The sequence below is a fragment of the Plantibacter sp. MDV22-iso1 genome (assembly GCF_058408345.1).
This window is the reverse complement of record NZ_JBZVDY010000005.1, coordinates 61,209-74,711: the sequence shown is the minus strand read 5'-3', so window position 1 is coordinate 74,711 and position 13,503 is coordinate 61,209. Positions and strand designations below refer to the sequence as shown.

The following is a 13,503-nucleotide window of genomic DNA, read 5'->3' as shown; positions in this document are numbered from 1 at the left end:
GGATGTTCTACCTCATGCGCTTCCTCCTGGGTGTCGCCGAGGCCGGCTTCATCCCCGGGGTGCTCTTCTACATGGCGCAGTGGTTCCCGGCGAGCCGCCGGGGCCGCGCCTGGGGCGTGTTCTACCTCGCCCTCGCGTTCTCCGGGGTGGTCGGCGGACCGCTCTCCGGGATCATCCTGAACAGCACACATCTGGCGCTCGACCTGCAGGGCTGGCAGTGGCTCTTCATCATCGAGGCGGTCCCCACGGTCATCCTGGGCTTCGTCATCCTGAAGTTCCTCCGGGAGGACCACCGGACCGCGCCGTGGCTCGACGACGCCGAGAAGGCCCGCCTGAGCGAGATGCTCGAAGCGGAGCGTCCACCCGCAGGGCACACCCCCCTGCGCGACGTGTTCCGCAGCCCGATCATCTGGCTCCTCGCGCTCATCTACTTCTCCTACAACTTCGCGCTGTACGGCATCAGCTTCTGGCTCCCCAGTCTCATCCAGGGCCTCGGCGTCGAGGGCACGCTCCAGATCGGCTTCATCTCGGCCATCCCGAGCATCGCCGCGATGGTGGCGATGGTCGTCTTCGGCTTCAGCTCAGACCGTCACCAGGAGCGCAAGAAGCACATCGCCGCGGCCTTCGGGTTGAGCTTCATCGGCTTCGCGATCTGCGTGATCGCCGGTCCGAACCCCGTGCTCGGCATCATCGGCCTCAGCCTCGCCAACGCCGGCGCCCTCGCGATCCCGGCGATCTTCTGGAGCTTCCAGACCGCCATGCTCACCGGCACCGCTCTCGCGGGCGGCATCGCGCTCATCAACTCGACCGGGAACCTGGCCGGCTTCGCCGCGCCGTACCTCATCGGCTTCGTCCGAGACGCCACCGGGAGCCCGAACATCGCCCTGGTCGTCTCGGCCGGCTTCATGGTCCTCGGCGCGGTCCTCGTCCTCACCGTCCGCTCGGCCCGCCGCGGCGACGCCCAGATCCCCAAGCTCGTCACCGTCGAAGGAGACCGTCCATGACCGCCGACAGCCGCCGAACCGCGAACGCACCCGATCAGCAGCGTGGTGGCGGTCGAGCGACCAACATCCGCTGGAGCGTCGTCGTCGTCCTCTTCCTCTTTTACACGATCAACTCGATCGACCGGAGTTCGCTCGGGGTTGCGATGCCGAGCATCGTCGGGGAGTTCGAGCTCACCCCGACGATGCAGGGCGTCATCCTCAGCGCATTCTTCTGGACGTACTGCCTCATGCAGATCCCAGGCGGTCTCGCCGCGGACCGCTTCGGTCCACGGCGGATCATCGGCATCGCCTCGGCCGTCTGGGGCACCTTCACCGCGTTCGCCGGGCTCGCTGTGAACGGGGTGATGCTCATCCTCGCGCGCCTCGGACTCGGTGCCTTCGAGGCGCCGTACATGCCAGCGGCATCCAAGCTCGTCTCGAACTGGATGCCGCCCAAGCGTCGCGCGTCCGGCGTCACGCTCATCGACTCCGGCGCACCACTCGGTGCGGCCTTCGGCGGTCTGCTGGTCGCCTGGCTCATCACCGCGACCGGCTCGTGGCGGTGGTCGTTCATCATCATCGGCGTCTCCACGGTCGTCATCGGGTTCTGCGTGTACCTGTACATCCGCAACCTGCCGAGCGAGCACCGTCTCGTGAACCGCGCTGAAGTGGACCTCATCACGGTCGCCGGTGGTCCAGAGGACGAGAAGCCCGGCGTGACCCGGGGTAACGCGACGGCGATGGTCATCGGCCGTTTCGGTTGGGCGATGGTGTTCTGGGGCCTCGTGACCTGGGGACCCAGCTACCTGAGCAACGCCCGTGGGCTCGACCTCCAGGCGATGGGCTTCGCGACCTTCCTGATCTTCCTCTGCGGCGCCCTCGGGGAGATCCTCAGCGGGTTCCTCGCGGACCGGCTGCAGCGGGTCTTCAGCCGGAACCGCTCGTTCAAACTGCTCTTCGGTGGCTCCGGCGCGCTCAGCCTCATCGCGTTGATCTCGCTCCCGTTCGTGACCGACGCAGCACTCGCGGTCACCCTGCTCTGCATCGGGGTCTTCTTCAACCTCTTCGGCGGTCTCTACTGGACCATCCCGGCGATGCTCGCGAAGAAGGAGAAGGTCGGACTCGTCGGCGGGGTCATGAACTTCGCCGGCACGTCTGCCGGCATCGTCGTGCCGATCGTCGCCGGAGTCCTGCTCGACGTCACCGGTGGCTACACCGCGGTGCTCGTCTTCCTCGCCATCGCAGCCGCGGTCTACCTCGCGGCATCGCTCATGATCAACTTCTCCGGGGTCGCGAAGCCGACGCCGGCGGAGCCGGCTCGTGCCTGAGTCGTCGGGTCTGGCGGCCGCCCGGTACGCAGGCCCCGTGATCGACGCGCACCACCACGTGTGGGACCTCGAGCGGAACCGGTACCCGTGGCTGCTGCCCGACGTCCTCGTCCCGCATCGCTACGGCGACTACAGCGCCGTCAAGCGGAGCTACCTGCCCGCCGACTACCGGCAGGACACGGCCGGTCTCGGCGTCGTCGCGAGCGTCTACATGGAGGCCGAATGGAACCCGGCGGATCCGCTGGGCGAGACGCGCTACGTCGAGGAGCTGTCCGCCGAGGGCGGCGTACCGGGCGCGATGGCCGCGCAGGCGTGGCTCGACGCTCCGACGGCCGCCGAGGTCGTCGCCGCCCAGGCGGCCTCGCCGATCGTCCGCAGTGTGCGTCACAAGCCCGGGGGACCGGCCACCGCCGACGAGGCGCGGCTCGGTGGTCGGACGCTCCTGAGCGACCCGCTGTGGCGGCGCGGGTACGCGGCTCTCGCGACGCACGGTCTCCACTTCGAACTCCAGACGCCCTGGTGGAACCTCCACGAGGCGGCGGACCTCGCCGCCGAAGTGCCCGAGACACTGATCGTCGTCAATCACGCGGGCGTCCTCCTCGACCGCGAACCGGCCACGGTGGCCGGCTGGCGTGAGGCGATGGCCGGACTCGCGGCGCACGCGAACGTCGTCGTGAAGGCGTCCGGGCTCTGCGTCGCCGGGGTCCCGTGGTCGAGCGAGCTCGTGCGTGAGCCCCTGCTCACGCTGGTGAAGCTCTTCGGCGCCGATCGGGTGATGTTCGGCAGCAACTTCCCGGTCGACGGGATGTTCACCGACTACGCGGGGCTCCTGGACGCGTACCTCGACAGCGCCGCGTCACTGTCGGCGGCGCAGCAGCGGGCGATCTTCCACGACACCGCGGACCGCGTCTACGCCCCGGATCGCATCGCCGGGGCCTGAGCCTCGCGCAGCTCGGTGAGCCAGGCCAGGCTCTCGCTTGTCGTGGTCGTCGGTCGGTACTCGCACCCGACGAACCCGTCGTACCCGCTGGCCTCCAGCGCGGTGAAGAACGCGTCGAAGTCGATCGTCCCGGAACCGGGCTCGCCGCGTCCCGGGCTGTCCGCGATCTGGACATGGCCGATGCGATCGGCCCACGCCACGACGTCTTGCACCACGTCGGCGCCGTTGTTGTGCAGGTGGTAGGCGTCGAAGAGCAGACGCACCGCGGGGTGGTCGACTCGATCGATCACCTCCAGGGCCTCGTCGATCGTCGTCACCGGGTAGTCGCCGTTCTCGCCCCTCGTGAGCGGCTCGACGAGGATCCGGACGCCGAGCGGATCGAGGCGCTCGGCGACACGACCCAGGTTCGCGACGGCGGTGGCGAGTTGGATCTCGTGCGAGACGCCTGCCGGCCGGACGCCGTAGAGCGCGTTGACCGCACGACACCCGGTCGCCTCGATGATCGTCGCCACCACGTCGACGGTGTCTGCGACGAGCTGCTCGGTCCCGGGGTGCGACACCACGCCGCGGTCTCCGGCGGGCATGTCGCCGGCGTACAGGTTGATCGCCCGCAGCGAGACCTCCGCCCGCTCGATCGCAGCGAGGAAGGCCTGGAGCTCCGCCTCCTCGGGGACGGGTGTTGCGAACGGCCACCAGCACTCGACGTCGACGAACCCGACGGCCTTCGCAGCGGCGAACCGCTCGAGGAACGGCACCTCGGTGAACAGGATGGACAGGTTTGCGGAGAACTGCATTGTTCGTTCCTTTTCGATCGGGGTGCTTGACACCAGTTTGGTATATCGAAATACTCGAACGCAACGCCGGGGTGATGGAGCTCACTTCTTGTCTTGGTATATCGATAGCTCGATCGACCGGGCGACAACGACAGGAAGAGAGACGATGACGACCATCGGATTCGTGGGACTCGGCGTGATGGGGCGCCCGATGGCGGAGCACCTCGCCGCAGCCGGACACGACGTGACGGGGTTCAGCCGGGGCGATGCGAGCCGATCGGCCGCCCGGGACGCCGGCCTCCGCGTGGCCGACTCCGTCGCCGAGGCCGTCACCGGTGCCGAACTCGTCATCACGGTGCTGCCGGACTCGCCGGACGTCGAATCGGTCGCGCTCGGCACGGACGGGATCCTCGCGCACCTCGCCGACGGGGCCGACTACATCGACCTCTCGACGATCCGACCCGAGACGGCTCGTGATGTGGCCACCGCCTTCATCGAGGCGGGCCACGGCGCGCTCGACGCCCCGGTGTCCGGTGGTGAGGCAGGCGCGCGCGAGGGCACCCTCTCCGTGATGGTCGGTGGTGAGTCGTCCACCCTGGAGCGTTGGCGGTCCGTCCTGGAGACGTTCGGCGCCTCGGTGGTGCACGTCGGCCCGAGCGGTAGCGGCCAGGTCGTGAAGGCCGCCAACCAGTTGGTCGTCGCACTCCATCTGCAGGCCCTCGCCGAGGCTGTCGTCTTCCTCGAGGCCCAGGGCGTCGACGTGGAGACGGCGCTCTCGGTGATCCGCAAGGGTCTCGGAGGCAGCACCGTCCTCGAACGCAAGACCGATTCGGTCCTGGCGGACGACTTCCGCGCCGGCTTCCGGTCCGAGCTCCACGCGAAGGACCTCGCGATCGTCGAAGTGGCTTCGCGAACCGCCGGCGTCGGTCTTCCCGCGACCGGACTCGTCGCACAGCTGCTCCGCTCGTTGGTCGCCCGCGGCCAGGGCGGTTCCGACCATTCCGCGCTCGTCGAGCTCGCCCGCTCGATGAACGGCGGGGCCGGCGCATGACCGTCACGGAACCACGCGCGGCCGTCGAGACCGCCGACGTCCGCCCGGGCTGGTGGCACGAGCCGTTCGACATGTTCCAGACGAACCTGCGCGAGATCGACGCGCTGCTCGACGTCGAGACGGTCCTGGACGCCATCCAGGAGCACGGTGCCGGCGTCTGGCTGCTCAACGTCGGAGGCATCCTCTCGCACTTCCCGTCGGGGCTGCCGTTCCAGTCGAGGAACCCACTGCTCGAGGAGCGCCCCGGGGGCGACCTCGTCGGTGACGCGATCGAAGCCGCGCATCGTCGTGGCGTCCGACTCCTCGCCCGCATGGACTTCTCGAAGGTCGCCGCGCGCGTCGCCGACGAGCACCCCGAGTGGTGCTTCAGGTCACCGAGTGGGGAACGACAGGTCTACGAGGGGCTGGTGAGCGTCTGCCCCAGCGCGGGGTACTACCAGGACCGGTCGCTCGACATCATCGACGAGATCCTCGACGCGTATCCCGTCGACGGATTCTTCTTCAACTGGTTCGGGTTCAACGAGGTCGACTACGGAGGACGGGTCCACGGCGTCTGTCACTGCGACGCCTGCGCCGAGGCCTTCGTCCGGGAGACCGGGATCGAGCAGCTGCCGTCGTTCGCGGGTGATCCCGGCTACCTCGAGTGGAAACGGTTCGCCGCGGCGACCATTGACCGCTTGACGGCACGCATCCGTGCGCACATCGCCGAACGAGCACCCCACGCTGGGCTCATCCTGGGCCGCTCGGCGGACATCCTGTTCCATGAGGCGAACAACGCCCTCGGCCGCCCGCTCTGGCCACACGCGACGAGTGAGTCGGTGAGCGCGTTCCGGGTCGCGCAGCCAGGCAAACCGGTCCTGGTGAACGCCGTGGCTTTCATCGACATGCCGTACCGGCTGGCGAGTGAACAGCCGGAGATGTTCGGGCAGTACCTCCTCCAGGCGGTGTCGCGCGGGGCGAACCCGTCGACGTACATCATGGGGCCGGCCGGGCTCATCGACTACGCCTGTCTCGCTCCGGCCGGGGTCGTGACGCGCTTCCACCGGGATCACGCCGACATGTACGCCGGACTGGCGCCCGCGGCCGACGTGGGTATCGTCCGACCGAACCCGCTCGCGGCGCCCGCAGAGGTGCATCACTCGTCGGTCGACGAGTTCCGCGGCCTGTTCTCCGCCCTGCTGGAACGGCACGTCGCCGTCGACGTCGTGCCGGCTGAGTCGCTGCCCGTCGTGGACCTCGGACGCTTCCGCGTGCTGGTCCTCCCGGATCTCATCGCCCCGACCGAGGAGGAGGACGCCGCCCTCGAGGCGTTCGTGCGCGCCGGCGGGCGGGTCGTCGCGACGGGGCGGTCGGGCATCCACGCGGACGGCTCCGTGGTCGCCTGGCTCCCCGGAGCGCGGCAACGGTCGCTGGAAGACGACGCGGAGGCGCTCAAGTCGAGCTACGTCCAACGGGGCGGTGGGCCGTCGGTCGAAGGCTCGGACCTCGTGCCCGTGCGTGGGCGGCTGCACACCCTGGCGTGGCGTTCCGACGCCCGCCTGCGCCACGGGTTCGTCCCGCGAGCACCGTACGGACCGCCCGAGAAGGCCCACGGTCACGTGGCGGGACCGGTATCGGCCTGCGGGGTGTTCACGCTCGGTCGTGGACGGGCCACGCAGGTCCCGTGGACCGTCGGCGCGGCGTATCGCGAACTCGGGCTCACGGCCATCCGCGACCTGATCGCCGATCTCGTGATTGACGCTGTCGGGGAGGATGGAACGGTGGGGGTGGAGGCGAGCGAACACGTGGAGGTGTCCGTCGGTCGTTCCCGAGCGGGTCTCGTCGTACACGTGCTCAACCACTCCGGTCAACGTCGGAACTCCTTCGGTCCCACCGTCCCGGTCCGTGGAACCCGCTTGCGGCTCCCCGGGAGGGCGGCCGACGCCGTCGGCACCCGCGTCCACCATGTGACCGCCGGCGACGTCGACGCCACGGTGTCGACGGTCGGAGACGATCTCCTCGTCGAGATCGTCGAGGTCGTGGACGGAGCGGTCGTCGTGGTCCCGGACGGAGGTGAGCGGGATGACGCCTGAGGTGGTCCTCATCCGCGGCGGCCAGGCGGACGCTGTGCGCTCGCGCATCCGCAGCGACTTCCCCGAGGTCCGCGTCCTCGACGACGAGACCGCCCACCCCGCGACCACGATCATCGCAGGCCGGGTGCGCGACGAGGAGCTGCCCGGGCTGCCAGCGCTCGCCTGGGTGCACTCCTGGGCCGCCGGCGTCGAGTCCGAGGTGGGACCGGTGCTCCGCGGGAGCGGCGTCACGGTGACGTCCTCGGCGGGCAACGGGGCGGTTCCGCTCGCGGAGCACGCGATGTTGCTGGCCCTCCAGCTCGACCGAGGCGGACATCGCTGGTCGGATGCCGCCCGCGGGGCCAGATGGGACCGGTTCGTCCACGGCGAGCTCGCCGGCAAGACGCTGGGCATCTACGGCTTCGGCAACATCGGCGCCGCCCTCGCGCCGCGCGCGAGCGCCTTCGACATGACCGTCATCGGCCTCCGTCGTGACGTCGGTCGCACCCCGGCCGCCGTCGATCGCCTGTACCGACCGGAGGAGGTCCTCGACTTCGCCGGGCGGTGCGACGTGCTGGTCGTGACGGCCCCGCTCACCGTGGAGACGCGCGGAGCGATCGACCTCCGCGTCCTGTCTGCGCTCCGCCCGGGAGCCACCGTCGTCGTCGTCTCCCGAGGGGGCATCGTCGTCGACGCGGACCTCCTGACGGCCCTCGACTCCGGTGCCGTCGCGGGAGCCGGTCTCGACGCGCACACGGTCGAGCCGCTGCCGGCGGACTCCCCGTTCTGGTCGCGCGACGACGTGGTGGTGACGCCGCACAACGGAGCCACAACGACCGCCACCGCCGATCGCGGAACCGCGATCTTCCTCGACAACCTCCGACGTCGGGTCACCGAGGAGCCGCTCGTCAACCGCGTCGACCCGAACTCCCTCGCCTGAACACCGGCGTCCTGGGGACGCCGTCATCGCACCACCGTCATCACTCATACAACGCCGTATCGAAAGAAGGACACCATGTCGAACATGCCGCAGGACGTCAGCCGGCGCCGATTCCTCACCTACGCCGGGGTCGGCGCCCTCTCGCTCGGAGCGTTCGCCCTCGCCGGCTGCTCCATCGGAGGCGGTTCCGGAGCCGGCGGTGCCACCACCATCCGGTTCGCCTGGTGGGGAGGCGCTGAACGCCAGAAGGCCTATCTGGCCGGGATGGACCTGTTCAGCAAGCGGAACAGCGACGTCACGATCGAGCCCGAGTTCGGTGACTACACCGCCTACCAGGAGCGCATGACCACGCAGATGGCGGCGCGCGACGTTCCTGACGTCTTCTGGATCCCCTCGCCCGCGGTGTTGACCTACCGGGACGCGAAGATCTACCGGCCACTCGACGATGTCGGCACCCTCGACCTTTCGGCGTTCAGCGAGGCGGAACTCGACCTCTTCCGGATCGACGGCGAGCTCAACACCCTGCCGAAGTCGATGTTCTCCCCGGTCCTGCGGTACAACCAGACCTTCATGGACGAGGACGGCATCGCGCTCCCCGAGACGCTCACCTGGGACAGCCTGGCCGAGTTCCTCACGGACTACTCGAAGAACAACGCCGCCGGTCGGAAGGGCACCACCTACGGCGCCTACCACGACATGCCCTTCGAGTCGTTCCTGCGTCAGCGTGGCGAGGACCTGTGGTCGAAGGACGGCAGGCTGGCCGCGAGCGAGGACGGCGTCGCCGCGTGGATCGACTGGTGGGAGCAGCTCCGCAAAGCGGGCGCGACCACCAGCATCAGCGAGCAGGACGGCATCGAGCCCGGCTGGTCCGACACCGGCGCCAAGGTCCTCGCCACCTTCGCCAACTCGAACCACATCGTCGACGAGGCCGCAGCGTTCCCCGACTACGAGTTCCGGCAGCGGGACGTCCCGGCACTCGCCGATGCGACGCCCGGGTACCACTTCACCTACTTCAGCCGGTTCGCGATGTACGCCGGGATCGAGGACGACCGCGTCGACGCGGCCGGAGCACTGATGAGCTACAACCTCAACTCGATCGACCTGCTGAAGCTGGTGGGGCTGTCGGCCGGGGCGCCACCGAGCCTGGCGCTCCTCGACGAGTACGAGCCGTCGGCCACCCCGGACGAGCAGAAGGTGATCGCGACCACCCGCGACATCGCGGCGAAGGAGCAGCGGCCCCGATACGAGGCTCCCGCGGGCTCCGGTTCATGGCGCACCGTGATGATCCGCGAACTCGAGGGCGTGACCCTCGGGAACACCTCGGTCTCACAGGCCGCGTCGAACTTCGTCTCGGCCGTCTCCTCCTCGGTGGGCGACTGATGACCCTCACCATGAAACGCGAGCCCGAGGCGCGGACCGGGACGGCCGAATCCGCGACGACGACCGGACGGAAGCGGCGTCGGGCCTCCCACCAGCGGCAGGGCTGGGTGGCACACGTCTTCCTCCTCCCATGGATGCTCGGGATGATCGCCGTCACGGCAGGACCGCTGATCGCGTCCGCCGTCCTCGCCTTCACCGACTACGACCTCCTGACCGCACCGTCGTTCATCGGGTTCGACAACTTCACCCGCATGATGGGCGACGAGCGGTTCTGGGCGTCAGCACGGGTGACGGGCCTGTACGTGCTCGTCTCCGTGCCCTTGCAACTCGCCTTCGCGCTCTTCCTGGCGGTCATCCTCGACAAGGGGATCCGCGGGCTCTCCCTGTACCGGAGCGCCTTCTATCTGCCTTCGCTCCTCGGTGGCAGCGTCGCGATCGCGATCCTGTGGCGCCAGCTGTTCGGCGACGCAGGGCTCATCAACACGGTGCTCGGGTTCTTCGGCATCGAGGCGGACAGCTGGTTGCAGAACCCCGCGACCGCTCCGTGGACGCTGATCATCCTCAACGTGTGGACCTTCGGCTCGCCGATGGTGATCTTCCTGGCCGGGCTGCGTCAGGTCCCGGACGAACTCCTCGAGGCCGCCGAGGTCGACGGTGCCGGCCGGGTGCGACGCTTCTGGTCGATCACCATCCCGCTGCTCACGCCGATCATCTTCCTGAACCTGATCCTGCAGATGATCAGCGCGTTCCAGGCGTTCACCCAAGCACACGTGGTCAGTGGCGGCACGGGTGGACCCCTCGACTCGACGCTGTTCTACACCCTCTACATCTATCAGGAGGGATTCGTGAACTTCGACATGGGCTACGCCGCTGCCATGGCGTGGGTCCTCCTGATCGTCATTGCGATCGCCACGGCGGGCAACTTCATCCTTTCGCGCCGCTGGGTGCACTACGGAGACGAATGATGGCCATCACCAGTACCACCCTCGACGCCCTTCCAGCCGACCCCGATCCCACGCCGACCCGGCGCAAGCGGGACGCCGGCCGACCGCGACGGATCGTCCGCCACATCCTCCTCGTGGTGTTCGCGCTCCTCATGCTCTACCCGTTGCTGTGGATGGTGGTGAGTTCCTTCAAGCCGAGCAACCTGATCCTGTCGCAGACGGGGCTCATCCCGAGCGAGGTGACGTTGTCGAACTACCGGGACGGATGGGACTCCCTGGGGACGCCCTTCACGGCGTTCCTCCTCAATTCCGGCCTCATCGCCGTCGGGGCCATCGTCGGGAACCTCTTCTCCTGCTCCGTGACGGCGTACGCGCTCGCCCGGCTGAACTTCCGAGCGAACAAGCTGTACTTCGGCCTCACCCTCATGACGATGATGCTGCCGTTCCATGTGCTGATCATCCCGCAGTACATCCTGTTCGCGGAGCTCGGGTGGATCAACACCTACGCCCCGCTGCTCATCCCGAAGTTCCTCGCGACCGACGCGGTGTTCATCTTCCTCATGGTGCAGTTCATCCGCACCATCCCGCGGGAACTCGACCACGCGGCGATGCTCGACGGTGCCGGCCCGTTCCGCATCTTCTGGTCGGTGATCCTGCCCCTCATGCAGCCGGCACTCATCACGACGACGATCTTCACCTTCATCTGGACGTGGAACGACTACTTCGGACCGCTCCTCTACCTGACGAAGACGAAGTTGTACACCGTGCCGGTGGCGCTCAAGTCGCTCGTCGACACGGAGACGCAGAGCGGGATCGGCATCATGTTCGCGATGTCGCTCATCTCGCTCGTCCCGATCCTCCTCTTCTTCCTCTTCGCGCAGAAGTACATCATCAAGGGCATCGCCACGACGGGAATCAAATGACGACGACACAGCCGCTCACGACCGGAACCGACACGATCGCCTGGTTCTCCGGCGACCAGCGCTGGACACAACTGACGTTCGTCGAGGACGACCCGCTCCACTTCGACCTCGACGCGTGGGCCGACGTCCTGGACCGCACCGCGTCGACCGCGATCTGCATCAGCGCCGGGGGGTACATCGCGTTCTATCCGACCTCGATCCCGTTGCACTACCGCAGCCGGCACCTCGGTGACCGCGATCTCCTCGGCGAGATCGTCGATCTCGCACGGAGTCGTGGCATGGTCGTCATGGCTCGGATCGACCCGCACGCCGTCCATCGGGACGTCCGTGACGCCCATCCGGAGTGGATCGCCCGGACCGAGGACGGGGAGCTCCAGGAGCACTGGGCACACCCGGGCACCTTCGTGACGGACTCGTTCGGCGACTACAACTGGGAGTTCACGACCGAGGTCGCACGCGAGGTCACCGCGGACTACGACATCGACGCGGTGTTCGCGAACCGGTGGCAGGGCCACGGACCCGGGTACACCGAGACCGCGCAGCGACTCTTCCGCGCGGCGTCCGGGCTCGCCCTGCCGACCTCACGCGACGCCGTCGACGGAGAGTCCTGGCGGGCTTACCGGGGCTGGCGCCGGGAGCGGCTGAGCGACCTGGTCGCCCACTGGGACGCGGCGGTCCAGGACGTGAAGCCGGAGGTGCGCTTCATCCCCAACCTCGGCTCGTTCGCGGCGGGCGAGCTTCGCGACGACGTCGCCCGCCTGCATGTCCCGTTCTTCCTCGTGGACCACCAGGCGCGCAACGAGGGGGAGACCCAGTGGGCGGCCGGCCGCGACGCGAAGCGGACCCGGTCCATCCACCCCGACAAGCCGGTGGGGCTCATCACCTCCGTCGGGCCCGAGTCGCACGGCTACCGCTGGAAGGACTCCGTCAACGCGGGTCAGGAGACCGTGGGCTGGATCGTCGACGGCTTCGTGCACGGAGCGTTCCCGTGGTTCACGAAGTTCGCCGCGCGGATCCACGACACGCGCTGGATTCCAGCGGTCGAGCGGGCGTTCACGCTGCATCGCGAGATCGGTGCGATCTGGCAGCAGTCGCGCCCGGTCGCCGAAGTGTGCGTCTGGGACGTGGACAACGCCTTCGCCGACGCACGGACGCGACGGGCCGCCTCCGGCATGTACCAAGCACTCGTCGAGCTGCGGACGCCGTTCGAGTTCGTCGGCCCCCGTGGCCTGCATCGGCTCGGACTGCCTGAGACCAGGTTGGTCGTCCTCCCGGAGATCGACGAGATCGACGAACGGTCCGCCGCCGCCTTGCGTGCCTTCGTCGAGGGCGGCGGTGAGCTCGTGGTGACCGGAGCCGGGCCCCTGATCGACGGGGGTACACCGCTCGTGACCGAGCTCACGGGCGCACCGCTGACCGCCCGTTCGGCCGGGGTCGTCCGGAACAACTACGTGCAACGCGCGTCCGACGGTGCACTCGCCGCCGGATTGGAAGGCGCGGACCGCATCATCGGTGGAACCCGTCTGGCCCGCTTCGCGCCGACCGCCGAGGCCGTCGTGCACTGGCGGTTCGTGCCGGATCACCCCGACCTCCCCATGGAGGAGGTCTACCCGCGGGGTGAAGCCGTGGACCCCGCGGTGTTCCGTGCGTCGTTGGCGACGTCGGACGACGGCGGGACGGTGCAGGCGGGCGCCGGGACGGTCCAGGTCATCGCCTTCAACCTCGCCGAGCTGTACCACGAGACGCTCCTCGGTGATCACCTCACCCTGCTCGGCAACACGATCGAGGCCGCACTCGGGGGATCGAGTCTGGTCAGCATCGACGGCCCGGGGCTCCTGGATGCGGCGGCGTGGACGGACGGAGCGGCGTTCATGCTGGCGTTCGCCAATCTCACCGACCCGTTGGCGATGCGGGGCCAGCAACGTGCGGTGACCGAGCTCACCGGCATCCGGGTGCAGATCGACGCCGCGCGACTGGCGGAGGCCACGGGGCGTCCCGTCGTCCCGGCCGAGCTCATGGCGGAGGTGGTCCTCGACGATCGGCGGACGCCGGCTCCGGTGGCCGTGGCCGACGGCACGATCATCGTGGAGCTCCCGACCGTCCGCGAGCTCGGGATGGTCAGACTGAGCTTCTGAGGGAGGGTGGGCCCACGCCCGCTGATCGGGGTCGGCACTGCAGATGTCGGCCCCG

11 protein-coding genes are annotated in these 13,503 nt (G+C 68.8%); 10 read left to right on the top strand and 1 reads right to left on the bottom strand.

The window, feature by feature from the left end; translation table 11 throughout:
* The 3 genes from AC4PMY_RS19070 to AC4PMY_RS19060 all read left to right on the top strand — a co-directional run.
* On the top strand, positions 1 to 1,004 hold a 1,004-nt coding region (locus tag AC4PMY_RS19070; protein ID WP_491623402.1), incomplete at its 5' end, for an MFS transporter.
* Positions 1,001 to 2,311 (top strand): MFS transporter, encoded by a 1,311-nt coding sequence (locus AC4PMY_RS19065; protein ID WP_064293714.1) that lies wholly within the window; start codon positions 1,001 to 1,003, stop codon positions 2,309 to 2,311. The genes AC4PMY_RS19070 and AC4PMY_RS19065, both read left to right, overlap by 4 nt.
* Positions 2,304 to 3,251 (top strand): amidohydrolase family protein, encoded by a 948-nt coding sequence (locus AC4PMY_RS19060; protein WP_231884248.1) that lies wholly within the window; start codon positions 2,304 to 2,306, stop codon positions 3,249 to 3,251. Before AC4PMY_RS19065 ends, AC4PMY_RS19060 begins: the two co-directional genes overlap by 8 nt.
* Here AC4PMY_RS19060 and AC4PMY_RS19055 read toward each other — a convergent pair.
* Complete coding sequence (locus AC4PMY_RS19055) at positions 3,221 to 4,045, bottom strand: hydroxypyruvate isomerase family protein (RefSeq protein ID WP_064293715.1); 825 nt, start codon at positions 4,043 to 4,045, stop codon at positions 3,221 to 3,223. The genes AC4PMY_RS19060 and AC4PMY_RS19055 overlap by 31 nt on opposite strands.
* A 145-nt stretch (positions 4,046 to 4,190) precedes the next feature.
* Here AC4PMY_RS19055 and AC4PMY_RS19050 point away from each other — a divergent pair, with 145 nt between their 5' ends.
* From AC4PMY_RS19050 to AC4PMY_RS19020, 7 genes are all read left to right on the top strand, one after another.
* Positions 4,191 to 5,075, top strand: a complete 885-nt coding sequence (locus AC4PMY_RS19050; RefSeq protein ID WP_064293716.1) for an NAD(P)-dependent oxidoreductase — start codon at positions 4,191 to 4,193, stop codon at positions 5,073 to 5,075.
* A complete protein-coding gene (locus tag AC4PMY_RS19045) occupies positions 5,072 to 7,147 on the top strand; it encodes a beta-galactosidase trimerization domain-containing protein (RefSeq protein WP_064293717.1) in 2,076 nt (691 codons plus the stop codon). Before AC4PMY_RS19050 ends, AC4PMY_RS19045 begins: the two co-directional genes overlap by 4 nt.
* Positions 7,137 to 8,066 carry a D-2-hydroxyacid dehydrogenase gene (locus AC4PMY_RS19040; protein ID WP_491623401.1) on the top strand — a complete coding sequence of 310 codons (930 nt, stop codon included), beginning with the start codon at positions 7,137 to 7,139 and terminating at the stop codon, positions 8,064 to 8,066. Before AC4PMY_RS19045 ends, AC4PMY_RS19040 begins: the two co-directional genes overlap by 11 nt.
* A gap of 75 nt (positions 8,067 to 8,141) precedes the next feature.
* The gene (locus tag AC4PMY_RS19035) at positions 8,142 to 9,446 is read left to right on the top strand and encodes an ABC transporter substrate-binding protein (protein WP_064293719.1); all 1,305 of its coding nucleotides are present in this window, start codon (positions 8,142 to 8,144) and stop codon (positions 9,444 to 9,446) included.
* Positions 9,446 to 10,411: a carbohydrate ABC transporter permease gene (locus tag AC4PMY_RS19030; RefSeq protein ID WP_064293720.1), complete on the top strand. Its 966-nt coding sequence runs from the start codon at positions 9,446 to 9,448 to the stop codon at positions 10,409 to 10,411. The genes AC4PMY_RS19035 and AC4PMY_RS19030 overlap by 1 nt, the downstream gene beginning before the upstream one ends.
* A complete protein-coding gene (locus AC4PMY_RS19025) occupies positions 10,408 to 11,313 on the top strand; it encodes a carbohydrate ABC transporter permease (RefSeq protein ID WP_079002422.1) in 906 nt (301 codons plus the stop codon). Before AC4PMY_RS19030 ends, AC4PMY_RS19025 begins: the two co-directional genes overlap by 4 nt.
* Positions 11,310 to 13,448 carry an alpha-amylase family protein gene (locus AC4PMY_RS19020; protein ID WP_491623400.1) on the top strand — a complete coding sequence of 713 codons (2,139 nt, stop codon included), beginning with the start codon at positions 11,310 to 11,312 and terminating at the stop codon, positions 13,446 to 13,448. The genes AC4PMY_RS19025 and AC4PMY_RS19020 overlap by 4 nt, the downstream gene beginning before the upstream one ends.
* The last annotated feature ends 55 nt before the right edge of the window (positions 13,449 to 13,503 follow it).